The following is a 22,398-nucleotide window of genomic DNA, read 5'->3' as shown; positions in this document are numbered from 1 at the left end:
TTTGGCTCCCCTCTTCCGGTTGATCGTTCAAGATCGGCCGGGGCGGCGCCCTCAGGCCGGTGCGAGACCGCTCTGCGCCAGCACCTCGCCGACCAGATAGAGCGATCCGCAGATCAGGAAGCGGGGGGTCGGCTCGCTCTGCCAGTTGGTCGAGACGAGCTGGATCGCCTCCTCGACGCTGTCGCAGGGCTCGGCGTCGAGTCCCGCCTCGATTGCCGCATCGGCCAGATCGTCCGGATCGATTCCGGCATCGGATGCATTCACCGGCACGGTAAAGACATGCCGGGCGATGCCGGCGAAGGAGGCGAAGAAGCCGACCGGGTCCTTGGTGTTGATCATCCCGACGATCAGGAACAGCGGCCGCTGCACGCGGTCTTCCATGTCCGCCAACGTCTCGGCGATCGCGGCGCCTGCCCCCGGGTTGTGGCCGCCGTCGAGCCAGATCTCGGCTCCGGGCACGGCGGCGCGCCAGAGCGGGCCGGCGGCGATCTGCTGCATGCGGCCAGGCCACTCGACGCTGGCCATGCCCGCCTCTATCGCCGCGTCGCTGGGCGAAAAGCCGGCATGGCGCAACGCGGCGATCGCCGTCGCGGCATTGGTCAGCTGGTGGCGGCCGGAAAGACGCGGCATCGGCAGGTCTAGAAGGCCCGTGTCGTCCTGGTAGACGAGGCGTCCATGCTCCTCGAAGGCGAAGAAGTCCTGGCCATAGGTGATCAGCGGCGCCCCGACGCGGTCGGCCATCGAGGTCAGCACCTCCAGCGCCACTTCCTCACCCTGCTGGCCGACGATCACCGGCACGCCGCGCTTGATGATCCCGCCCTTCTCGGCCGCGATCAGCTCGACGCGGTCGCCGAGATAGGACTGGTGGTCGAGCGAGATCGAGGTGATGACGCTCGCCGCCGGGCGATCAATGACGTTGGTGGCGTCGAACCGGCCGCCGAGTCCGACCTCGATGATGGCGACGTCCGCGGGCTGTTCGGAGAACAAGAGGAACGTCACCGCCGTCAGGATCTCGAAGACCGTGATCGGCTGTCCGGCGTTCGCCGCCGCCGCCCGTCGCACGGCATCGGCCAGCATCGCGTCGTCGACGAGCGCGCCCCTTTGGCCCGGCCGGCCGAGGCGGTAGCGCTCGTGCCAGTTGACGAGATGCGGCGAGGTATGGACGTGGACGGCCCGCCCGTCAGCCTCAAGGATCGCCTGGCAGAAGGCGGTGACCGATCCCTTGCCGTTGGTGCCGGCGACGTGGATCACCGGCGGCAGCGCGTGCTGCGGCTCTCCGAGCGCGGCGAGCAGCCGGCGGATGCGCTCCAGCGACAGATCGAACCCCTTCGGATGCTTGTGCATCAGGGCCTCGATCTCCGCGGTGGCGAGAGAAGTCGTGGTCATCGCGGACAGTTACGCCAGCGTCCGGGCAGATGCAAAAGCGGCCTCAGGCGACGGGCTCCGGCTGCGCCTCGGCGCTCGCCGCCGCGTCACGCAGGCGGGCGGCGTCGTTCGCGAGCGGCGTCCGGGTCAGCAGGCTGAGCAGTGTCGCGATCTTCGCCTTCAGCTCGTGGCGATGCACGACCATGTCGACCATGCCGTGGGCCATCAGATATTCGGCACGCTGGAAGCCCTCGGGCAGCTTCTCGCGGATCGTCTGCTCTATGACCCGCGCGCCGGCAAAGCCGATCACCGCGCCGGGCTCGGCGATATGCACGTCGCCGAGCATCGCATAGGACGCCGAGACGCCGCCGGCCGTCGGGTTGGTCAGGACGACGATATAGGGAAGCCCGGCCTCCTTCAGCATCTCCACCGCGACGGTGGTGCGCGGCAGCTGCATCAGCGACAGTATGCCCTCCTGCATGCGCGCGCCGCCGGAGGCCGCGAACAGCACCATCGGCCGCTTTTCGGCAATCGCCACCTCGAAGCTGCGGACGATCGCCTCGCCGGCGGCCATGCCGAGCGAGCCGCCCATGAAGGCGAAATCCTGCACCGTCGCGACGATCGGCAGGCCGGCGATAGAACCCTTCGCCGCCATCACGGCGTCGTCCATCTCCGCCTTGGTACGATATTCCTTCAGCCGGTCGACATAGCGCTTGGAGTCACGGAACTTCAGCGGATCGACCGGTGCCTTCGGCAGGTCGATCAGCTCGAAAGCGCCGTCGTCGAAGAAGCTCGTGAGCCGGTCCTTGGCGCGGATGCGCATGTGGAAGCCGGACGAGGGAATGACCCACTGATTGGCTTCCAGATCCTTGTGGAAGACCATCTCACCGGTTTCCGGACACTTGATCCAGAGATTCTCCGGCACCTCGCGGGGGGCAAGGAGGCTCGAGATCTTCGGGCGGACGTAGTTGGTGATCCAGTTCACGGCGCAGGGCTCCGGTCTTTGTCGTCAGGCGCAGATGGCGCGTGTTTCAGGCGTCGGCAAGGCGGGCGCTGCGGACGCCGGCCGCGAGATCGCGGACGATCGCGGCAACCGCCTCGACGGTCCCGGGCCCGGCGCGCCCGTCGACCAGCGAGGCCTCGATGACGTCGACGATCGCAGAGCCGACCACGACGCCGTCCGCGGCCCGGCCGATCTCGCGCGCCTGGTCGGCGCTGCGCACGCCGAAGCCGACGCAGACCGGTAGGTCGGTGTGCCGCTTGATCCGGCCGACGGCGGCCGACACCTTGCCGGCATCGGGGGCCGCCGCGCCGGTGATGCCGGTGATCGAGACGTAATAGACGAAGCCGGAGGTGTTCTTGAGAACCGCCGGCAGGCGCTTGTCGTCGGTGGTCGGCGTCGCCAGGCGGATGAAGTTGAGACCTTTCGAAAGCGCCGGCAGGCAGAGCTCGTCGTCCATCTCCGGCGGCAGGTCGACGACGATCAGCCCGTCGACACCGGCCTCCAGCGCCGCCTCGACGAAGGGCTCGACGCCGTAGATGTAGATCGGGTTGAAATAGCCCATCAGGATGATCGGCGTCGTCGTATCGGTCTCGCGGAAGGCGCGAACCAGCGCTAGCGTCTTCCTGAGGCTTTCGCCGGCCTGGAGCGCGCGCAGCCCGGCCTTCTGGATCGCCTTGCCGTCGGCCATTGGGTCGGAGAACGGCATGCCGAGCTCGATGATGTCGGCCCCGGCCGCCGGCAGCGCCCTGACGATCGACAGCGCGGTCTCGTGGTCGGGATCGCCCGCCATGACGAAGGTGACGAGGGCCGGGCGGCCCTCCTTTGCCAGAGCGCGAAAACGGTCTTCGATGCGTGTGGTCATGTCAGTCCTTGGTCGGCCGGACGGTTTCGGCGATCCAGTCGGCGGTGGCGGCGTCGACATGGTCGACGGCAAAGCCGAGGATCGCGGGCGTGTCGTAGGGATGGTTCTGGCGGATCGCTTCGCAGCAATCCTCGAAGCGGGCGCTCAGCGTCTTGATCGTCAGCGGCCATTCGTCGTGGCGCTGCTTCTCGCCCTGCCAGAGATAGCGACTGTCGACTTCCTTGCCGATATTGACGCAGGCCGCCAGCCGCGCGTCGAGCAGGATATGCGACAGCTGTCGCGCGTCCTCGAGCGTCGGGCAGGTGACATGGATCTTGACGATGGCGGTCATGGTTCCGTGATGCTCGCGGTCCGGACGCGTCGCTTGCGGCCCTTCCGCGGCGCCGACGTCCGATCTGGCAATACAGGCCGATGGCCGGTGGGTCAAAGCACGGCGGTCAGACGAACAGCACCCGCGCCAGGATGGCGGCGGCGAGCGCGATCATCACGCCGCCCATCCACTTGATCGTCGACAACTCGCCGCGCAGCGCCTGCATCTCCAGGCGAACACCAGCCATTTCGCCTTTCAGCTCGCCGCGCAGCGCCTGCATCTCGCTCTTCAGTTCGCCGCGAAGATCGGCCATCTCCGTGCGCATCTTCTGATTGTCCTCGCGCAGTTCGCCGAACTGCTTGCGGAAATCCTGGTCCGAGGTCGCCATGCCCTCGGCCGCGCGGCGGGCCTTGGCCTCGTCGGCGCCGGCGCTCATCAGCGCATCGTAAAGCTCGGAGATCATCATGTTCATGGCCCGACCCTAGCTTGGATCGGGCCATGCGGAAAGATATCGCCGGCAAGGGAGCGGCTCGGCGGCAATCTCAGGTGAGGTCGACGCCCAGATGCTTGGCCGCCGTGAAGACGTCCTTGTCGCCGCGCCCGCAGAGATTCATCACGATGATCTTGTCGCGGCCCATGGTCGGCGCCCGCTTGATCACCTCGGCCAGCGCATGCGCCGGCTCCAGCGCCGGGATGATGCCCTCGACGCGGGTCAGCATCTGGAACGCATCCAGCGCCTCGGTGTCGAGGATCGGCACGTATTCGACACGGCCGGTATCCTTCAGCCAGGAGTGCTCGGGCCCGATGCCGGGATAGTCGAGCCCGGCCGAGATCGAGTGGCCTTCCTTGATCTGGCCGTCCTCGTTCTGCAGCAGATAGGTGCGGTTGCCGTGCAGGACGCCGGGCGAGCCGGCGGTCAGCGATGCGCAATGCTCCTCGCCGTCGAGGCCCCGGCCGCCGGCCTCGACGCCGACGATCTGGACGTCCTTGTCGTCGAGGAACGGGTGGAACAGGCCGATGGCGTTGGAGCCGCCGCCGACGGCGGCCACCAGCATGTCCGGCAGGCGGCCCTCGGCGGCCATCATCTGCTCGCGGGTCTCCTTGCCGATCACGCTCTGGAATTCCCGGACGAGTTCCGGATAGGGGTGCGGGCCGGCGGCGGTGCCGATCAAATAGTAGGTCGAGTCGACATTGGTCACCCAGTCGCGCAACGCCTCGTTCATGGCGTCCTTCAGCGTGCCGTGGCCGGAGGTGACCGGCACGACTTCGGCGCCCAGGAGCTTCATGCGGAAGACGTTCGGCGCCTGCCGCTCGACATCCGTCGCGCCCATGTAGACGACGCAGGGAAAGCCGAAGCGCGCCGCTACCGTCGCGGAGGCGACGCCATGCTGGCCGGCGCCGGTCTCGGCGATGATCCGGGTCTTGCCCATCTTCTTGGCGAGCAGGATCTGGCCGAGGCAGTTGTTGATCTTGTGCGATCCGGTGTGGTTCAGCTCGTCGCGCTTGAAATAGATCTTGGCGCCGCCGAGCTTCTCGGTCAGACGCTCGGCGAAATAGAGCGGCGAGGGCCGGCCGGTGTAATGGGTATTGAGATGGTCGAGCTCGGCCTTGAATGCCGGATCGACGCGCGCCTCGTTCCACGCCTGTTCCAGGTCGAGGATCAGCGGCATCAGCGTCTCGGCGACGAAACGGCCGCCGAAGATGCCGAAACGGCCCTCTTCGTCGGGGCCGGCGCGGAAGGAATTGGGCTGCAGCTGCTGGTTCACGAGGCTCGGGCCTTTCTGGGTGGAACGTCCTCTGCCAGACGATCCAATGCGTCGAAGAAGGAATGGATGCGGGCGGGATCCTTGACGCCCGGCGCGCTTTCGACGCCGGACGACACGTCGATGCCCGCCGGCCGGGCAATCCGCACGGCATCGGCGACGTTACCGGCATCGATGCCACCGGAAAGCATGTAGCGCAAGGAAGGATCAAGCGCGGCGAGCAGCGTCCAGTCGAAGGCGACGCCGTTGCCGCCGGGGAGCACCGAGCCCTTCGGGCGGCGGGAATCCAGCAGCATGCGGTCGGCGACGCCGTCGAACGCCGCGATCGCGCCGAGATCCCCGGCGGTTGCGACCGGCAGCGCCTTCATCACCTGGAGCCCGGTCCGCGCCTTGATGTCGCGCACCCGGCCGGGGGTCTCGGCGCCATGCAGCTGCAGCCAGTCCGGCCGGACCTCGGCGGCAAAACGGTCGACCAGCGCATCGTCAGGGTCGACGGTGACGATCACCGTCTCGGCGCGTCCGTCGACCAAGCGCACGAGTTCGGCCATCGCCTCAAGGTCGAGATGCCGCGGGCTTTTCTCGAACGACACGAAGCCGACATGGCTCGCGCCGCGCGAAAGCGCCGCGTTCACCGTCTCGGGCGTGGAAAGACCGCAGATCTTGATGTCCATCCACCGGAGTTAATATCAGCCGCGGCGTTTGTCGATGTTCGTGAGAGCGTGGGCGCCGACGTGCCGGCAATCAGCGAGGCGTAAAATCGATCGCGTGGAGTTGCGCCCCGTGCCGCTTCAGCCAGTCGCGGCCGAAATCCATCTCGGGGCAGAGATCGCGGCAGAGCGCCCAGAAGCCCGGCCCGTGATTCATCTCGCGGAAATGCGCCACCTCGTGGGCGGCGAGATAATCGAGCACGGCGGGCGGCGCCATGACGATCCGCCAGGAAAAGGCGAGCCGCCGGTCGGCGGTACAGGAGCCCCAGCGGCTGCGCGTATCCTTCAGCGTGATGGCGCGGGGCTGGAGACCGACGGAGGCGGCATGACGCGCGACAGACGCTTCGAGATCGCGCCGCGCCTCGCGTTTCAGCGCGTCGGCCACCCGCCGGGCGAAATGCCTCGCGTCGCCGCCGATCAGGAGGCGTCCGCCGGCCTCGCCGGATTCGAAGCGGCTCGTGCGCAGATCCGGGCGATGAACCAGCGAGACGGCCTCACCGCGCAGCTGAAGTGTCGCCCCGTCGACGACGGCGATCGACGCCGGGATGCGCGCCAGGCGGCCCTCAACCCAGCCGCGATGCCGCTCCAGGAATTCGTTGATAGTGCGTGCGGGGGTCGAGCGCGGCGCCGTGACCACGACGCCGGCGCCCCCGGGCGCAAGGCGCAGGATTATCCGCTTGGCCCGCGGGTTGCGGCGCACGGTGACCGGCAGCGGGCCGCCGGCGAGTTCCAGGCGATCCGGCACGGGCAGGTCGGCGGTGGCCCGGCGCAAAAGAAATTTCATGAAAGGACGAACGACATCAGTTGAAGGTCGGGCCGATGCACCGAGGAAGGCGAATCGCATTCTACACCGGCCGGGACGAAAAATGGCGGCGCCCGAAGGACGCCGCCATACACTGTTTCATCGGCGATACCGACGGCCGTATCAGGCCGGCTGGCCGTCGACGATCGGGCCGTCATCACGACGGTTGCGGCGCTCGGCCATGAAGCGGTCGAACTCCTCCTGGTCCTTCGCCCGGCGCAGTTCGCGGGCATAGGAGGCGAACTCGGCCTCGGCGTCATGCAGACGGCGGCGCTCGGCGTCGAGACGGGCGAGTTCCTTCTCGCGCCAATCGTCGAAGGCGACGTTGCCGGTCTGGGTCGCGAAAGGCTGCCCCATGCCGGTACGGCGCATCGAGCCCATGAAGCGGTCCGTCGAGCGGCCGACATCACGGCGGAAGCCTTCGAGGCGGTCACCCCAAAGAATATAAGCCAGCATGGCAAGACCAAGCGGCCAGAAGATCATGAAACCACCGATCATCAGGGCGATGGTTGCGGGTGTCCAGGCAGGACGAATCAAAGCTTGCGAAGTCATCGCAGTCACGTTCCTTTTCGAAAATGGCCGCGATGCGCGAGCACCGCGGGAGTTAGTACTCCTCTACACAGTTTCGAAATGGTGAGTGGCGAACCCCCGTTCAATCGTCTGCGGGAAAAAATCGGCAGACCCGAGGAGGGCTGCCGATTCCGCGATCAGCCGCCCGCCGCCGGAACGGGATCTGCCCCTCTCGCCCAGTCCGGCACCTCGCCCATCGTCACGCCGAACAGCGTCGTCAGCAGCAGGTAGCCAAGGCTCGAGATGACGATGAGGGCGGCGAGATTATGCCATACGCCGATCTTTGCCATGGTCGGGATCGACATCTTGCCCGAGGCGAAGACGATCGCGTTGGGCGGGGTCGCAACCGGCAGCATGAACGCCATGGACGCGGCCAGCGCCGCCGGGACGGCCAGCATCAGCGGATTCTCTCCCAATGTCAGCGACAAGGCCGCCACCAGCGGCAGGAAGGTCGCCGCCGTCGCGGTGTTCGAGGTGAACTCGGTCAGGAGCAGGATGACCAGCGTCACCAGAGCCACGAGGCCGATCAGCGGCAGATAGCTCGCCGTCGAGCCGAGCGCCTCGCCGATCCACTGGTCGAGGCCGGTGCCCGCCACCGCGCTGGCAAGGCTGAGCCCGCCGCCGAAGAGCAGGAGAATGCCCCACGGCAGCTTTGCCGCTGTCCCCCAGTCGAGCACGGCCTCGCCGGGCTTGCGGCCGGACGGCAGCAGAAACAGGATGACGGCCGCAGCAATGGCGATGCTGCTGTCGTTGAGGTTCGGCAGGATCGACTGGAGCGAGGTGCGGAATACCCAGAGGAATGCTGTCACGACGAAGACGATGCCAACCAGCACTTCGGCGCGCGACCATTTGCCGAGGCCGGCGAGTTCCGAGCCGATGAGCGTTGTCGCGCCCTCGATCTCGCCGGTCGAGAGGCGCACCACGAAGCGCGTCAGCAGGAGCCAGGAGATCAGCAGCATGACGATTGCGACCGGCAGGCCGATGAGCATCCAGCGGCCGAAGCCGAGATCGTAGCCATAGGCCTGGTTCAGGCTGCCGGCGAGCAGCGCGTTGGGCGGCGTGCCGATCAGCGTCGCAACGCCGCCGATCGAGGCCGCGTAGGCGACGCCGAGGAGCAGCGCGATCGAGAACTTGCTGTCGGTACGCCCTTCCGGATCGAGAAGCTCCGCCACCGAGAGGGCGATCGGCAGCATCATCACCGTCGTCGCGGTGTTCGACACCCACATCGAGCAGAACGCCGTGGCGATCATGAAGCCGCCGACGACGTTGTGCTGGCGCGAACCCGTCCGGGAGACGATGTTGAGCGCCACCCGCCGATGCAGGCCCCAGCGCTCCATGGCCTTGGCCAGGATGAACCCGCCCATGAAGAGGAAGATCACCGGGTCGGCATAGGGCGAGGCGGCCTCGCCCATCGACCGTGCCCCGAGGAACGGAAACAGCGCCAGCGGCAGAAGCGCGGTCACCGGCACCGGCACGGCCTCGGTGATCCACCAGACGATCATCAGAGCGGCGACGGCGACGACGGCCCAGGCTTCCGGGCTCAGCCCATCCGGGGCAGGCAGCAGCAACAAAAGGACGAAGACGGCGATCCCGACGAGTGCCGGCAGCAGGCGCAGGGAGCCGGCATCCTCGGCCTCCGGTGGCGACGATTTCGTGCGATTGCCGCTGCCCGTCGGCCGGTTCCTGTTCCGCTTGCTCGCTGCCGCCATCTCGTGCCCTCCGAATGCGTTGCGCGCGGTGATAGGCGAAAAAGCCGGCTCCGCCAACGCCTTGGAGAAACTTAACGCCCGTGTCATCGCGCTGACGCATGGGCCCGGTAAGGGTGCCGACCTCCCAGCTCCCCGGTAAGCGCAGATCCGTTCCCGATGCCCGTTCGCCCGATCCAGCCAAAATCGCCGTCCCGCCAGCCACTTTCGGAGGCTCAGCGGGCCAGGCTTGACGCTCGAAGGTCCGTGCGATGATGATCAGGCACACCGGGGCGCCTCTGCGCCGAGCGCACAAGGCAAGCCGGGGAGGTCCAGCATGGCTTCGACAATCATTCCGACGCTGCGCTACCGGGACGCCAAGACGATGATCGCCTGGCTCTGCGACACGTTCGGCTTCGAACGGCATGCCATCCACGAAAGCGAGAATGGCGGGATCGTTCATGCCGAGCTCGTATACGGCGACGGCATGGTCATGCTGGGCGATGCGCGCGACGATGCCTTCGGCTCCCTGCAGGCGCCGCCGGCCGGCGATCGACCGGTCAGCCAGAGCCCGTATGTGGTGGTGAAGGACGTCGAGCAGCTCTACGCGGCGGCCCGGGCGGCAGGCGCCACCATCGTCATGGATCTTCGCGACCAGAGCTACGGGTCACGGGAGTTTTCCTGCCGCGACCCGGAAGGCCATCTGTGGAACTTCGGCACCTACAATCCGTGGAAGGTCGGCGAGTGACGGGCGCCCGGATCGCCGGCCCGGAGACGCGAACCTCGTGGACTGGTTCCAGGCGATAGACGCCTATTGCGAGCGGACGAGCGAGGCTTTCTGGGCCGAGCCGGTCAACGCCGTCACCAATGCCGCCTTTCTCCTTGCAGCGCTGATCGGCTTCGGCCTCTGGCGCCGCGCCGGGACGCGCGATCCGGCAAGCCTCTTGCTGGTGGTCCTGGTCGCCGTGATCGGAATCGGCTCGTTTCTCTTCCACACCTTCGCCAATCGCTGGTCGAGCCTCGCCGACGTCCTGCCGATCGCGGTGTTCATCTACGGTTATTTCGGCCTGGCGCTGGTGCGGTTCGTCGGATGGCGGCCATCCATAGCCGCGCTGGCGACGCTGGCCTTCCTCGGCGCGTCGCTGCTGGCAGGGCCCGTGCTTGCGCCGCTGGCCGGCTCCTCGTCCGGATACGTCCCGGGGCTGCTGGCGTTGATCGGCATCGGCGGGGCGCTGACCCTGAGGAAACAGGCCCAGGGCCCGCTGGTGCTGGCAGCCGGCTTCGTCTTCGCGCTGTCGCTGGCGTTCCGGATGGCGGACCAGCCGCTCTGCGCCGGCTGGCCGCTCGGCACGCATTTCGCCTGGCACGTCCTGAACGCCACGACCCTCGGCCTGCTGCTGGTCGCGGCGATCCAGGGAGCGCCGCGGCGTAACGGCCTCGGTGCGGCATAAAAAAGGGCCGGACGCCTCCCCCGAAGCATCCGGCCCTGGCGGTCCCCCGCCTTGGTAACTTGTCGGGGCGTCGCGGCGCGGCGCCCGTGTTCGCGTCAGCGAGCGGCTAGCCGCTCCGCGCCCTGTCGAACCACGACCTTGGCATCCATCGGGACGCGCTCGTACAGATCGATGATGTCCTGGTTCATCAGGCGGATGCAGCCCGACGAGGCCGCCGTGCCGATCGTCCACCATTCCGGCGTGCCGTGCAGGCGGAACAGCGTGTCCTTGCCGCCCTGGTGGAGATAGAGGGCGCGGGCGCCGAGCGGGTTCTGAAGACCGGGATCCATGCCCTGGCGATACGGCTCGAGCTCCGGCTTGCGGTCGATCATCTCGGCCGGCGGAAACCATTTCGGCCAATGCTGCTTGTTGCGGATATTGGCCTCGCCCGCCCAGGAAAACCCGGTCTTGCCGACGCCGATGCCGTAGCGCATCGCCATGCCGTCGGGCTCGACGACGTAGAGGAAGCGGTTCGGCGTGTCGACGACGACGGTGCCCGGCGCGTGCTCGCGCCCTTCCTCGAAGGTCACGCGCTGGCGCAGATACTGCGGATCGATCTTCTGGGTCGGGATCGGCGGCAGCGTGTAGCCGTCATCGACGGTGCCGCCGTAGCCGAGGGCCGAAGCGGCGGCCATGCTGCCACCGTTCTGCAGACCGTCCGGCCCCGTATAGGCGGCGGAAACGCTCGACGGTTGCAGGGACGCACGCTGGGAACTCGCGCAGCCCGCCATGGTGGCGATGGACGCGACAGCGACGCCGACGAGAAGGAACGACTTGATCTTCATCACGATGCCAATTTCGGTGCGATGGGTGGGGCCGTCGTCAGGCTGCGCTGCCTTCACGGTCCCGGCCATCTTGAGCCAGTCCCTCGATAGGCTGCGCAATCTGGCGAAGCAATGGCAGCATTAGGCACCGAGATGGTTAAGAAAGGCCTTGTTGCCAGCGGGTGACAGTTGACGGGCCAAGCTGCCGCAACATCTCACCGCGCGTGGACATCGAAGCGACCGGCGAGGGCTTCTCATGAACATCGGAGAGGCGTCCAGACTATCGGGTCTGCCGCCGAAGACGTTGCGCTACTATGAGGAAGTCGGGCTGGTGACTCCGGCGCGATCGAGCAACGGCTACCGCAACTATCGCGACCGCGACGTGCACATGCTGCGCTTCCTGCAGCGCTCGCGTTCGCTGGGCTTCTCCATCGAGGAGGCACGTCGTCTGCTGGCGCTCTATGCGGACGAGAACCGCAAGAGCGAGGACGTCAAGCGGCTGGCCAGCCGCCGCATGGCCGAGATCGACCGCAAGATCGCCGAACTGATGTCGCTGAAGCGCGTGCTGGTCGACCTGACCGAGCAATGCCAGGGTGGCGGCGGGCCGGACTGCCCGATCCTCGAGGAGATCGCCGGGCGCGCCGACGCCTGATCCTGGCGCGAGTCGTTTCCGGTTTGTTCGTTTTTGCTTGCGGCCGCGCCGGGATGCCGGCTATTTCTGCGGCATGCCACTGGTTGCTCCCTTCCGCGTCGATCCGCTGGTCGACGGTCGCCAGTCCGAACGCGCGCTGATGGTCCGGCGCGGCGTGCAGCGGCTGATGATGGCCAGCCGCGTCGCCGTGCTGCCAGAGGTTCCGCTGGTGTCGGGGCGCCGCGCGGATCTTTTGTGCCTGTCGGAAAAGGGCGAATTCTCGATCATCGAGATCAAGACCTCGATCGAGGATTTTCGTACGGATCGAAAATGGCCGGTCTATCAGCTGCACTGCGACCGGCTGTATTTCGCCACCCATCCGGGCGTGCCGGTCGATATATTCCCGCCGAGCTGCGGCCTGATCCTGTCGGACGGCTACAGCGCCGAGATCCTGCGCGAGGCCGAGCCGGCCAAGCTCGCGCCGGCGACGCGAAAGGCGCTGACACTGCGCTTCGCGCGGCTTTCCGCTGACCGCCTGCTGCAGGCTGAGTGGGCCGCGAACCCGTTCATGACCGGGCTGCTGGGTTTTGAAGACGAGGGCTGATCCCTCCGCGGCTCATGGCCGCGGAGATTGGATGAAGGGCCGGTGCCGATGGTCTCAGCGCGGGGCGCGCTTGGCGAGAATGCGCTGCAGGGTCCGGCGGTGCATCGACAGACGCCGCGCGGTTTCCGAGACGTTGCGGTCGCAGAGTTCGTAGATGCGCTGGATGTGTTCCCAGCGGACCCGGTCGGCCGACATCGGGTTTTCCGGCGGCGCGGCGCGATCGCCGGGATCGCGGGTCAGGGCGCCGATCACTTCATCGGCATCGGCCGGCTTGGCGAGATAGTCGATGGCGCCGAGCTTCACGGCGGTCACGGCGGTCGCGATGTTGCCGTAGCCGGTCAGCACCACGACGCGGGCATCCTCGCGGGCCCGCTGCAGCGCCTCGATGACGTCGAGACCGTTGCCGTCGGCGAGCCGCATGTCCACGACCGCGTAGGCCGGGGCGGCGTTGCGAAGCGCCGCGATGCCGTCGGCGACGCTCTCTGCGGTGGTCACGGCAAAGCCGCGCTGCTCGAGCGCACGGCTCATGCGCTGCAGGAAGGGCCGGTCGTCGTCGACCAGGAGAAGTGAACGGTTCCCTTCCGGCAATCTGGCAGGGGCGGCCGCAGTCTCTTCCATCAACATCTCATGCACTCCCGTGAAGCGCTCGATCGAGCCGAAGACTGACATGGGGCCAGGCATGTCGCCTTCAACGGCCAGGGCCTGCCCTCACGGCAATCGTGACCGCCACGTGATCCCGAATGCTTCCAAGACAACCCGGCTGTGCAACGGGTCAGTCCCGGCTCGCCGAGCGGCTGGCGAGGAACACGTCGAGCGGCCAGACGATCTCGACGCGGGCGCCGCTGCGCAGACCATCCTCGTAATTGGCCGTCCTGACGGTGGCGCCGGAGCGCTCCAGCAGCGTCTTGGCGATGAACAGGCCGAGGCCCAGGCCGCCGCCGCCCTTGCGTTCGGCCGGCTCGCGGTCGGACATATAAGGATCGCCGATACGGCCGAGAATCTCCGGGGCGAAGCCCGGTCCGTCGTCTTCCACCACGATGCGGATCTCGCGCTCGGTCCAGCCGATGGCGATCGTCACGTCGGCGGCGGCGAAGTCGACGGCATTTTCCACGATATTGCCGAGCCCGTAGACGATCCCGGCATTGCGCCGGGCGACAGGCTCCGGCCCGGCGCGTTCGCGCATCACCACCCGCACCGCGACGCCGAAGTGCCGGTGCGGCTCGGCGACCTCGTCGATCAGCGACGTCACCGACAGATGGGCAAGGTGCGACTCGCTGGCCGAGGAGAGGGAACTCAGCTGGCGAAGGATCGTCCGACAGCGTTCGGACTGCTCGACCAGCAGTTCGACATCCTCGCGCTGCGGGTCGTCGCGGGGAACCTGCGCCGCCATCTCCTTGGCGACAAGCGCGATGGTGGCGAGGGGCGTGCCGAGCTCGTGCGCGGCGGCCGCGGCGAGGCCGTCGAGGGCCGACAGATGCTGCTCGCGCTGCAGGACCAGTTCCGTGGCGCTTAGCGCATCGGCCAGCGCACGCGATTCGGCGGCGACGCGGTAGATGTAGATCGAGGCGAAGACCAGCGTCGTGACGATCGCGAACCACAGGCCGCCGACATAGCTCGGCGGCAGCATCAGCGAATGGCCCTCCGGCCAGGGAACCGGCAGATGGTAGGCGGCAAGGAAGGTGGTCGCGGCGACGGCGAGGACGCTGAGCGCGACGGTGGTGAGCGGCGGCTGCGTCGCCGCGGCGATGATCGCCGGCACGACGAGGAAGACCGTGAACGGGTTCTCGATGCCGCCGGTCAGGAACAGGAGGCCCGTCGGCTGCAAAATGTCGAAGGTGAGGACCGCCGCGGCCGAAGTCGGCGACATGCGCCGGCTCGCCGGAAACCGCAGCGTCAGATAGACGTTCAGCGCCACCGACATGGCGATGAGCATCAGGCAGGCGGCGATCGGGAACGGCCACCACAGGCCCCAGGCGACGAAGACGCAGGCCGCGGTCTGGCCGGCCACGGACAGCCAGCGCAGCCGCACCAGCGTGGCGAGGCGCAGCCGCTGGCTTTCGCGCATCATCGTGACGAAGGCGGGCAGGCGCAGGTTGAAGCTGGCTCGGGTGGCTTGATCCATCCGCCACACCTAGCGCCCGGCGCGGGGAGGCGACAGTGGGCAAAGCGGCGCAGCAGCGACAACGGGGCCGTGTCGGCGCGGCGGCCGCGCGCATCGATCATGGAACACGGCAGCCTGTCGAAGGCTTACCTGATCAACCCATCAGGAAAGGACGCCCCATGGCTCTGAACAATCTCAAGGACATCTATATCGACCAGCTGCAGGACCTCTACAGCGCCGATTCCCAGGCGGCGAAGGTCACGCGCGAGTTGGCTGCCAAGGCGCACGACGCGAACCTGAAGGAAGCGCTGGAGGCAGGCGTCGAAGGCATCGAGGAAGGCATGGCCACGCTCAAGGAGCTGATCACCGCGCACGGTGCCGATCCGAAGGGCGAGTTCTGCCGCGGCATGGAAGGGCTAGTGAAGGAAGCCCGCGCCCATGCGATCGAGGAGGAGATCACCGATCCCGACGCGCGCGACGCGATGATCATCACCCAGTACCAGCGCATGACGCATTACGGCATTGCCGGCTATGGCTGCCTCGTCGCCTTCGCCAAGCGGCTCGGCCTGGAGTCGGACCGCGAGAAGCTGCAGGAATGCCTCGACGCCACCTATGACGGTGACGACACGATGACCGCCATCGCCACCGGTGGCATCAACGAAGCCGCCATGAGCTGACGAAACGAGGGGCGGTTCCAGCCGCCCCTTCTCCGACCGTCGACCGGATGGCCGCGCCGCGAGGTCGCCTCAGCGGCGCGACTTGGCTTTCGCCGTTGCCCGAGCCCGTGCCGGGTCCTCCGGCCATTCGTGCTTGGGATAGCGCCCGCGCAATTCGGCCCGCACATCCGCCCATGAGCCTTCCCAGAAGCCCGGCAGGTCGCGGGTGATCTGGATCGGCCGGTGTGCCGGCGACAGAAGTTCCAGCGTCAGCTTCAGCCGACCGTCGGCGATGGTCGGGTGGCGGATCAGGCCGAACAATTCCTGGACCCGTATCGCCAGCACCGGCTGGTCGGTCTCGTAGCGGATCGGCACCATCGAGCCGGTGGGCGCCGCAAAATGCGTCGGCGCCATCGCGTCGAGCCGGCTGGCGACGCCCTCCGGCAAGAGCCCGCGCAAGGCTTCCGACAGTGCGCCCGGCGCGATCTGGGCCAGCCCGGTCGCCCCCGGCAGATAGGGCATCAGCCAGGTTTCCAGCGAGGCCAGCAGCGCCTCGTCCGACAGGTCCGGCCAGGGCGGGCCGTAGGCGGCAGCGAGGAACCGCATCCGCCGCAAGAGCCGCTCGCCATCCTTGCCGAAGGGCAGTGACGCGAAGCCGAGCCGGCGGATGCCATCGGCGAGTGCTGTCGCCGCGGCTTCGCCGGCCGGCACCGGCTGCGGCGCTTCCTCCAGCGTCGCCCGGCCCAGACGGCGGACGCGGCGGGCACGCACCTGCCGTGCCGCCATGTCGAAGCCGACAACATCCTCGACTGTCCCGCGTTCGGCCACCAGCCGCTCCATCGAGGCCGCCGGCAGCGCCGCGGCCGCAAGGATGCGCCCGGCCCGTGCGGCCCCCTGCAGTTCGGCCACGACGATGAACTTCTCCCGCGCCAGCGCGTGCGACGCGTCGAGCACGCCGCCGCGCCCGTTGGCGAGCACGAAATGGCCGCGCGCGCCGCGGGCGATGGCGACGCGATCGGGATAGGCGAGCGCCAGGAGATCGCCCGGCTCGCTGCCCGCTTCGGTGTCGGCGGAATCGGGAATGCCGGGTGTCGCCGCGATGCGCCGGGCGAGCTTGGCGGCACCGCGGGCGCGTGGCCCGTCGTCATTGCGCAGGCGCCGCAGCCGCTCGCCAAGATCGTTGTCGGTGCCGCCAAGGCCGCGCTCGGTGAGCAGCACCGCCAGCATCGCCGCATCGCGCCGCGCTGCCGGCGGAGCGCCGACCACCATGCGGGCAAGCCGCGGCGGCAGCGGCAGTGCCCGCATCGCCGCGCCCTCGTCGGTCAGCCGCCCATCGGCACCCAGTCCGCCGAGTTCGACCAGCAGGGCCCGCGCCTCCGCCACTGCCGGCGCCGGCGGTGCATCGAGAAAGGCCATCTCGGCCGGTTCGCCGACGCCCCAGGCGGCGCAGTCGAGCACCAGGCCGGAAAGGTCGCTGGCGAGAATCTCGGGGCGGTCGAAGGGCTCGAGCGCCGCGGTCTGCTCCGCCCGCCACAGCCGTATCGCGGTTCCGGGCGCGGTACGCCCGGCGCGCCCGGCCCGCTGGTCGGCGGCAGCCTTCGAGATCCGCACCGTCTCCAGCCGCGACAGGCCCGTCGCCGGCTCGAACACCGGCCGACGCCGGAGGCCCGAATCGATCACCACCGAGACACCGTCGATGGTGAGCGAGGTCTCGGCGATCGAGGTCGCCAGCACGATCTTGCGCGTGCCGGCGGGGGCCGGCTTCACGGCGGTATCCTGCGCCGCGCCTTCCATGGCGCCGTAGAGCGGCGCGACGATCACGCCCGCCGGCACGCCGTCCCGCAGCCGCTCGGCGACGCGCTCGATCTCGCGCTGGCCGGGCAGGAACACCAGCAGACTGCCGGTTTCCTCGGCCAGAGCCGCCCGGACGGCGGCGGCGACGGCGTTCTCGACCGGCTCGGTGCCCGGCCGGTCGCGGTAGCGGATCGTCACCGGAAAGGCCCGGCCCTGGCTTTCGACCACCGGCGCGTCGCCGAGCAGCCTGGCGACACGCGCGCCGTCCAGCGTCGCCGACATCACGAGGAGGCGGAGGTCCTCCCGCAGCGCCGAGGCGACGTCGAGCGCCAGGGCGAGGCCGAAATCCCCGTCCAGCGAACGCTCGTGGAACTCGTCGAAGATCACCGCGGCAACGCCGGCAAGCTCCGGATCGGACAGCACCATCCGGGTGAAGACGCCTTCGGTGATCACCTCGATCCGCGTCCGGGCCGAGACCTTCGTGTCGAGCCGCATGCGCCAGCCGACGGTCTCGCCCACGGCCTCGCCGAGGATCTGGGCCATCCGCCGCGCCGCTGCCCGCGCCGCGAGGCGCCGCGGCTCGATGAGCAGGATCTTGCCGTCGCCGCGAAACGCCGCGCCGAGGAGATGCAGCGGCACCAGCGTGGTCTTGCCGGCGCCGGGCGGGGCGACAAGGACGGCACGGCGGCGGGTCTCCAGCGCTTCGGCGAGTTCGTCGAGGACGGCGGAGACCGGCAGGTCGGGGAGCGGCGGTCGCGTCATGCCGTGTGGTCCGCAAGGTCGATCACCGGCCCGCCCGCCGCCGCCGCGTCGTCGCGATCGTGGGTGACGAGGACGGCCGGGATGCCGCGCTCGGCGACCATGGCGAAGACGAGGTCGCGGACAGTCGAGCGCAGATCCGCATCGAGCCGCGAGAACGGTTCGTCGAGCAGCAGCGCCTCGGGTTCGGCCAACAGCGTGCGGGCCAGCGCCACCCGCGCGGCCTGGCCGCCGGAGAGCGTCGCGGGGTCGCGGCCGAGATAGCCGGCGAGCCCGACCTTCGCCAGCATCGCCTCGGCCGCGTCCAACCGCCGGCGGCGGCCGCGCAGATGCGGCGGCAGGGCGAAGAGCAGATTGCCGCCGACCGACATGTGCGGATAGAGCAGCGCGTCCTGGAAGAGCAGGCCGACGCGCCGGCGCTCGGGCGGAAGGCTCGTGAGGTCGCGGCCGTTGAGGCGCACTTTGCCGCTGGCGGTGAAGGCGGGATCGAGAAAGCCGGCGATCAGCGCGAACAAAGTGGACTTGCCGGAGCCGGATGGGCCCATGACGCTCAGCGTCTCGCCGCCCGCGACATGGCTGTCGATGGCGAAGAGGCGGCGCGTGCCGAGCCGGACGGTCAGGCTGTCGAGCCGCAGCCCCTCGTCCTCGTTGGTCATGCGGCCCTCATGCCGCGTCGGCGGCCGGCAAGCAAGGCCGGCACGAGGGCCGCCAGCGCGAACAGGGCGAAGGGCAGGAGCGTCTGGAGCAGCGCATAGACGCCGATGACGCGACGGTCGCCGCCGGCGGCGAGCGCCACCGCCTCGGTCGTGATGGTCGGCAGCCGCCCCCCACCGATCAGCACGGTCGGCAGATACTGGCCGATCGACACGGCGAAGCCGATCGCGAGCGCGGTCATGACGGGGGCGGCCAGCAGCGGCAGCCGGACTCGTGTGAAGGCCGTCAGACGCCCGCGGCCGAGGCTTGCGGCAACGCGCTCGTAGCGCGGGTCAAGCGCGAACCAGGGATCGGCCAGCGCCAGCGCCGCATAGGGCGCGACGAAGACGAGGTGCACCGCGACGAGCAGAGGCAGCGACGGCGTCAGCCCGGCGCCGAGGATCAGCACCTGCAGCCCGAAGACGAAGGCCACCTGCGGCACGATCAGCGGCAGGTAGATCAGCCCGGCGATCGTCGAGGTGAGCCGGACCTCGCCGGCCCGAGCCGCCGGGAACCGCCGGCGCCGGCCTTCCAGCAGCAGCACGACCAGCACGAGCGCCAGAAGCGCTGCCGAAAGTGCCACGACGAAGCTCGTCCAGAGCGGGCCGGAGGCGCTGGCGAGGGCCCGCTGCCAGTTGCGCAGCGTGAGTTCGGCCGGCGCAAGGTCAGGAAAGGCCCAGAAGCCGGCAAAGGACCACAGGAGCAGCAGCAGGAGACCAACGATCACCGCCAACCCCGACAGCGCAACCGGCAGCGCCGCAAGTCGCCGCGCCGGGCCGTCCGCGGCGAAGCGCCGGCCCGAGCGCGACAGCAGCCGCCGGAGCGCCAGGGCGAGACGCTCCAGGCCGAGCCAGGCGAGGATGACCGTCAGCGTCACGGCAAGCTGCAACAGCGCGCCCGCCGAGGCGACGAAGCGCTGCGCCAGATCCGGATCGTTCATCCAGGAGAGCAGGCGCACCGCCAGCGGTGCCGGGGTCGAGGGACCGAGGATCATCGCGACGTCGACCACCGAGGACGCGAAGGCCGCGACGGCGACGATCGGCAGGCGGATCTGCCGGTAGACCGTCGGCCACACGGTGAGGAGGAAGCCCGCCATCCGCCCATAGCCGAGCGAGCGGGCGAGTTGCATCCGCCGCTCGGGCTCGGCCTGCGGCAGCGCCGCGAAGGCGACGAGGAGCAGGAACGGCATCTCCTTGGCAATCAGCGCCGCCATCATCGACAGGCCCAGCGGATCGCCGACGATCAGGAGGTCCGGCGGCCGGTCAAGCCCCAGCACCGGCGCGGCCAGCCGGAAGATCAGGCCCGAAGGGGCGATGAGGAAGAGCAGGCCGAAGGCGGCGGCGGCGTGCGGCACCGCCAGCAGCGGCGCCAGGCCCTGGCGGGCGGCACGGAAGGCCTGCGTGCCGAAGAAGGCGGCGAGGAAGATCGCCACACCGGCGACGGAGACGAGGGTCGTCAGGAGACCGGCGGCAAGGCTGAGTCCCACCGATGCGGCAAGGCCCGGCTCGGCGAGAAGCTGGCGGAACGGCGCGAGCGATAGCCTGTCTCCGCCGAGCGCTGGCAGATAGCCGAAGGCCGGCAGCGCCACGCCCGCCAGCCCGACGGCGACGGGGGCGGCCAGCAGCAGCGCGATCAGCCAGGGAAGCGCCAGGCCGCGCACGGCGCCCTGCCCGGACGGCCTCAACTGCCGTAGCGCTTCGTCCACTCTTCCTCGATGCGGATCATCCAAGAGGCGTGGGGCTCGGGAAGGACCGGGCCAAGTTCGTCGGGCGCCAGGGTGGCCACGCCCCGGTCGATGGCGGCGAAGGCCTCGCGGTCGGCTTTCGGCAGACTGTCCAGCTTGAGCACGGTCGGGTCACCCCAGAACTGGGGATCTTCCTTGCGGATCTGCGCCTCCGGCGAGAGCATGAAGTTCGCCACCACCATCGCCCCGGCCTTGGCGCTGGAATTGTACGGGATGGCGACGAAATGCGTGTTGCCGAGCGTGCCGCCCGGAAAGGTGAAGGAGCGCACGGTGTCCGGCAGCTCGCCGGCGGCGATGGCCGCCGAGGCCTCGGCCGGGTTGAAGGCGAAGATGATGTCGAGCTCGGAATCGGCCAGAAGCTGCTTCATCGCCGGATAGTTCTGCGGATAGTCGCGCCCCTCGCGCCAGAGCACGGGCCGGATCTCGTCCAGCCATTGCCAGAGCGGCGCGGTGATGGTCGCGAAGGTTGCGTCGTCGACCGGTTCGGCAAGCAGCGCGGGATCCTCGATCTGCTCGATCAGCACCTGCTTGAGGAAGCTCGAGCCGACGAAATCCGGCGGCGCGGGATAGGAGAAGCGGCCTGGATGTTCAGCCGCCCAGGCGAGCAGCGCATCTGTGTCGGCCGGCATGTCGGCAATCGGGCCGGAGCGGGCGGTGTCGGTGAAGAACACCATCTTGGCCCCGCCCCAGGGCGATTCCTGGCCGAGCGTCGGCACGGTGAAGTCGGTGGTGACACTCGGATTGTCAGTGTCGACATAGCGCCAGTTCGGCAGGCTGGTTGCAAAGCCCTTGGCCAGCAGCCCCTGCTCCTGCATCGAGACGAAGTTCTCGCCGTTGATCCAGATCAGGTCGACCGAGCCGCCGTCGTCGCGACCCGCGGCCTTCTCGGCGACCACCTTGGCAACGGCCGTCGCGGTGTCCTCGAGCTTGACGTGATCGAGCGTTACGCCGAACTGGCGCTTCACCTCCCCCGCGGCCCAGACGATGTAGTCGTTGATCGCCGACGAGCCGCCCCAGGCATTGAAGTAGACGGTCTGACCCGAAGCCGCCGCCTCCACCGCCGGCCAGTCGGCGGGATCGGGGTCGGCCGCGACAGCCGGCAGCGCTGCCGAAGCGAAAAGCCCGACCAGTGCGCCTAGCCTGAGCCACTTGACGATCATCCCGCACTCTCCGTTCACCGCATGCCCACTCGACATTTTCGCTGCTTGGCCTCACATCGTGCCAGATGGCCCGGCACCCGTGCTAAAAGCAACGGGTGCCGCGGCCGCTCGCATTGCCTTGATTGACGTGTGATGGCAATTGCCACGCGCGTCCAACCGAAAGAGATCCGCCGATGTCGCAGACACCAGGCGACGACCGCAAGACACTGGTCCTGACGGGTGCCTCGCGCGGCATCGGCCACGCGACCGTTAAGCGCTTCTCCCGCGAGGGCTGGCGCGTGATAACCTGTTCGCGCCAGGAATTCGCCGACAACTGCCCCTGGCCGGCAGGGCCCGAGGACCATATCCGCGTCGATCTGTCGGACCAGGAGGATGTCGGCTACGCGATCTCCGAGATCCGCCGCCGGCTCGAGGCCAACGGCTCGGAGCTGCACGCGCTGGTCAACAACGCCGCGATCTCGCCCAAGGCGGAAGCCGGCGCGCGGCTCGATTCTATCCGCACGCCGATGCATGTCTGGCGCGACGTCTTCCAGGTGAACTTCTTCGCGCCGATCATGCTGGCGCGCGGCCTGTTCAAGGAGCTTGCGGCGGCGCGCGGCTCGATCGTCAACGTCACCTCGATCGTCGGCAGCCGGGTGCATCCTTTCGCCGGCACGGCCTATGCGACGTCCAAGGCGGCGCTCAACTCGCTGACCCGCGAGATGGCGGCGGATTTCGGCCCTTCGGGAATCCGGGTCAACGCAATCGCGCCGGGCGAGATCGAGACGGCGATCCTGTCGCCGGGGACGGAGAAGATGATCGACGACATCCCGCTGCGCCGGCTCGGCCAGACGGCGGAGGTCGCCGACGTGATCTATTTCCTGTGCTCGAACCAGTCGTCCTACGTCAACGGCGCCGAGCTGCACATCAATGGCGGCCAGCACGTCTGACGGCGG

Annotated in this window: 23 protein-coding genes; 6 read left to right on the top strand and 17 right to left on the bottom strand. The window is 68.7% G+C overall.

Annotated features, from left to right (window positions below):
* Positions 1–51: 51 nt before the first annotated feature.
* The 10 genes from GGR03_RS21505 to GGR03_RS21460 all read right to left on the bottom strand — a co-directional run bounded on the left by GGR03_RS21505 (position 52) and on the right by GGR03_RS21460 (position 9,091).
* Positions 52–1,386, bottom strand: a complete 1,335-nt coding sequence (locus tag GGR03_RS21505; protein WP_183210843.1) for a bifunctional folylpolyglutamate synthase/dihydrofolate synthase — start codon at positions 1,384–1,386, stop codon at positions 52–54.
* 43 nt (positions 1,387–1,429) lie between these two features.
* On the bottom strand, positions 1,430–2,350 hold the full coding sequence (gene accD, locus GGR03_RS21500; protein ID WP_183210842.1) for an acetyl-CoA carboxylase, carboxyltransferase subunit beta: 921 nt from the start codon (positions 2,348–2,350) through the stop codon (positions 1,430–1,432).
* A gap of 46 nt (positions 2,351–2,396) precedes the next feature.
* Positions 2,397–3,230 carry a tryptophan synthase subunit alpha gene (trpA, locus tag GGR03_RS21495; protein WP_183210841.1) on the bottom strand — a complete coding sequence of 278 codons (834 nt, stop codon included), beginning with the start codon at positions 3,228–3,230 and terminating at the stop codon, positions 2,397–2,399.
* Position 3,231: 1 nt separating this feature from the next.
* Positions 3,232–3,561: a divalent-cation tolerance protein CutA gene (gene cutA / locus GGR03_RS21490; RefSeq protein WP_183210840.1), complete on the bottom strand. Its 330-nt coding sequence runs from the start codon at positions 3,559–3,561 to the stop codon at positions 3,232–3,234.
* Positions 3,562–3,667: 106 nt separating this feature from the next.
* On the bottom strand, positions 3,668–4,012 hold the full coding sequence (locus tag GGR03_RS21485) for a hypothetical protein (protein ID WP_183210839.1): 345 nt from the start codon (positions 4,010–4,012) through the stop codon (positions 3,668–3,670).
* Positions 4,013–4,082: 70 nt separating this feature from the next.
* Positions 4,083–5,306 (bottom strand): tryptophan synthase subunit beta, encoded by a 1,224-nt coding sequence (gene trpB, locus GGR03_RS21480; RefSeq protein ID WP_183210838.1) that lies wholly within the window; start codon positions 5,304–5,306, stop codon positions 4,083–4,085.
* On the bottom strand, positions 5,303–5,974 hold the full coding sequence (locus GGR03_RS21475; RefSeq protein WP_183210837.1) for a phosphoribosylanthranilate isomerase: 672 nt from the start codon (positions 5,972–5,974) through the stop codon (positions 5,303–5,305). Before GGR03_RS21475 ends, trpB begins: the two co-directional genes overlap by 4 nt.
* Before the next feature lie 70 nt (positions 5,975–6,044).
* Positions 6,045–6,794, bottom strand: a complete 750-nt coding sequence (locus GGR03_RS21470) for a M48 family metallopeptidase (protein WP_183210836.1) — start codon at positions 6,792–6,794, stop codon at positions 6,045–6,047.
* A 141-nt stretch (positions 6,795–6,935) separates the two neighbouring features.
* Entirely contained in the window at positions 6,936–7,364 is a 429-nt protein-coding gene (locus GGR03_RS21465; protein WP_183210835.1) for a DUF2852 domain-containing protein, read from the bottom strand.
* Between the two features lie 155 nt (positions 7,365–7,519).
* Positions 7,520–9,091, bottom strand: coding sequence for an SLC13 family permease (locus tag GGR03_RS21460; protein ID WP_183210834.1), 1,572 nt, complete (start codon positions 9,089–9,091; stop codon positions 7,520–7,522).
* A 313-nt stretch (positions 9,092–9,404) separates the two neighbouring features.
* Between GGR03_RS21460 and GGR03_RS21455 the strand changes: the two genes are divergently transcribed.
* Positions 9,405–9,815: a VOC family protein gene (locus tag GGR03_RS21455; RefSeq protein WP_183210833.1), complete on the top strand. Its 411-nt coding sequence runs from the start codon at positions 9,405–9,407 to the stop codon at positions 9,813–9,815.
* Positions 9,816–9,852: 37 nt separating this feature from the next.
* The gene (locus GGR03_RS21450; protein WP_183210832.1) at positions 9,853–10,518 is read left to right on the top strand and encodes a ceramidase domain-containing protein; all 666 of its coding nucleotides are present in this window, start codon (positions 9,853–9,855) and stop codon (positions 10,516–10,518) included.
* Between the two features lie 95 nt (positions 10,519–10,613).
* Here GGR03_RS21450 and GGR03_RS21445 read toward each other — a convergent pair whose 3' ends face one another.
* Complete coding sequence (locus tag GGR03_RS21445; protein ID WP_183211070.1) at positions 10,614–11,342, bottom strand: L,D-transpeptidase; 729 nt, start codon at positions 11,340–11,342, stop codon at positions 10,614–10,616.
* Positions 11,343–11,577: 235 nt separating this feature from the next.
* Between GGR03_RS21445 and cueR the strand changes: the two genes are divergently transcribed.
* Together cueR and GGR03_RS21435 are read left to right on the top strand one after the other, a co-directional pair.
* Positions 11,578–11,973: a Cu(I)-responsive transcriptional regulator gene (gene cueR / locus GGR03_RS21440; protein WP_183210831.1), complete on the top strand. Its 396-nt coding sequence runs from the start codon at positions 11,578–11,580 to the stop codon at positions 11,971–11,973.
* Positions 11,974–12,046: 73 nt separating this feature from the next.
* Positions 12,047–12,556, top strand: coding sequence for an MmcB family DNA repair protein (locus tag GGR03_RS21435; protein WP_183211069.1), 510 nt, complete (start codon positions 12,047–12,049; stop codon positions 12,554–12,556).
* Between the two features lie 54 nt (positions 12,557–12,610).
* Here GGR03_RS21435 and GGR03_RS21430 read toward each other — a convergent pair whose 3' ends face one another.
* Together GGR03_RS21430 and GGR03_RS21425 are read right to left on the bottom strand one after the other, a co-directional pair.
* Positions 12,611–13,174: an ActR/PrrA/RegA family redox response regulator transcription factor gene (locus tag GGR03_RS21430; protein ID WP_183210830.1), complete on the bottom strand. Its 564-nt coding sequence runs from the start codon at positions 13,172–13,174 to the stop codon at positions 12,611–12,613.
* A gap of 154 nt (positions 13,175–13,328) precedes the next feature.
* The gene (locus GGR03_RS21425) at positions 13,329–14,678 is read right to left on the bottom strand and encodes an ActS/PrrB/RegB family redox-sensitive histidine kinase (RefSeq protein ID WP_183210829.1); all 1,350 of its coding nucleotides are present in this window, start codon (positions 14,676–14,678) and stop codon (positions 13,329–13,331) included.
* Between the two features lie 158 nt (positions 14,679–14,836).
* On the opposite strand from GGR03_RS21425, the gene GGR03_RS21420 reads away from it, so the two are divergent.
* The gene (locus GGR03_RS21420; protein WP_183210828.1) at positions 14,837–15,334 is read left to right on the top strand and encodes a DUF892 family protein; all 498 of its coding nucleotides are present in this window, start codon (positions 14,837–14,839) and stop codon (positions 15,332–15,334) included.
* Positions 15,335–15,403: 69 nt separating this feature from the next.
* Here the strand turns inward: GGR03_RS21420 and hrpB are convergent, their stop codons facing one another.
* From hrpB to GGR03_RS21400, 4 genes are read right to left on the bottom strand one after another with little or no spacing between them, the layout of a single operon-like run.
* Complete coding sequence (gene hrpB, locus GGR03_RS21415) at positions 15,404–17,869, bottom strand: ATP-dependent helicase HrpB (RefSeq protein ID WP_183210827.1); 2,466 nt, start codon at positions 17,867–17,869, stop codon at positions 15,404–15,406.
* A complete protein-coding gene (locus GGR03_RS21410) occupies positions 17,866–18,522 on the bottom strand; it encodes an ATP-binding cassette domain-containing protein (RefSeq protein ID WP_183210826.1) in 657 nt (218 codons plus the stop codon). Before GGR03_RS21410 ends, hrpB begins: the two co-directional genes overlap by 4 nt.
* Positions 18,519–20,264 carry an ABC transporter permease family protein gene (locus tag GGR03_RS21405; RefSeq protein WP_252920336.1) on the bottom strand — a complete coding sequence of 582 codons (1,746 nt, stop codon included), beginning with the start codon at positions 20,262–20,264 and terminating at the stop codon, positions 18,519–18,521. The genes GGR03_RS21410 and GGR03_RS21405 overlap by 4 nt, the downstream gene beginning before the upstream one ends.
* Entirely contained in the window at positions 20,240–21,463 is a 1,224-nt protein-coding gene (locus GGR03_RS21400) for an ABC transporter substrate-binding protein (protein ID WP_183210825.1), read from the bottom strand. Before GGR03_RS21400 ends, GGR03_RS21405 begins: the two co-directional genes overlap by 25 nt.
* A 173-nt stretch (positions 21,464–21,636) precedes the next feature.
* Here GGR03_RS21400 and GGR03_RS21395 point away from each other — a divergent pair, with 173 nt between their 5' ends.
* On the top strand, positions 21,637–22,392 hold the full coding sequence (locus GGR03_RS21395) for an SDR family NAD(P)-dependent oxidoreductase (RefSeq protein WP_183210824.1): 756 nt from the start codon (positions 21,637–21,639) through the stop codon (positions 22,390–22,392).
* The last annotated feature ends 6 nt before the right edge of the window (positions 22,393–22,398 follow it).

The sequence above is a fragment of the Aurantimonas endophytica genome (genome assembly GCF_014196845.1).
GTDB classification, from domain to species: Bacteria; Pseudomonadota; Alphaproteobacteria; order Rhizobiales; family Rhizobiaceae; genus Aurantimonas; species Aurantimonas endophytica.
This window is presented reverse-complemented; position numbering and strand designations above follow the sequence as displayed.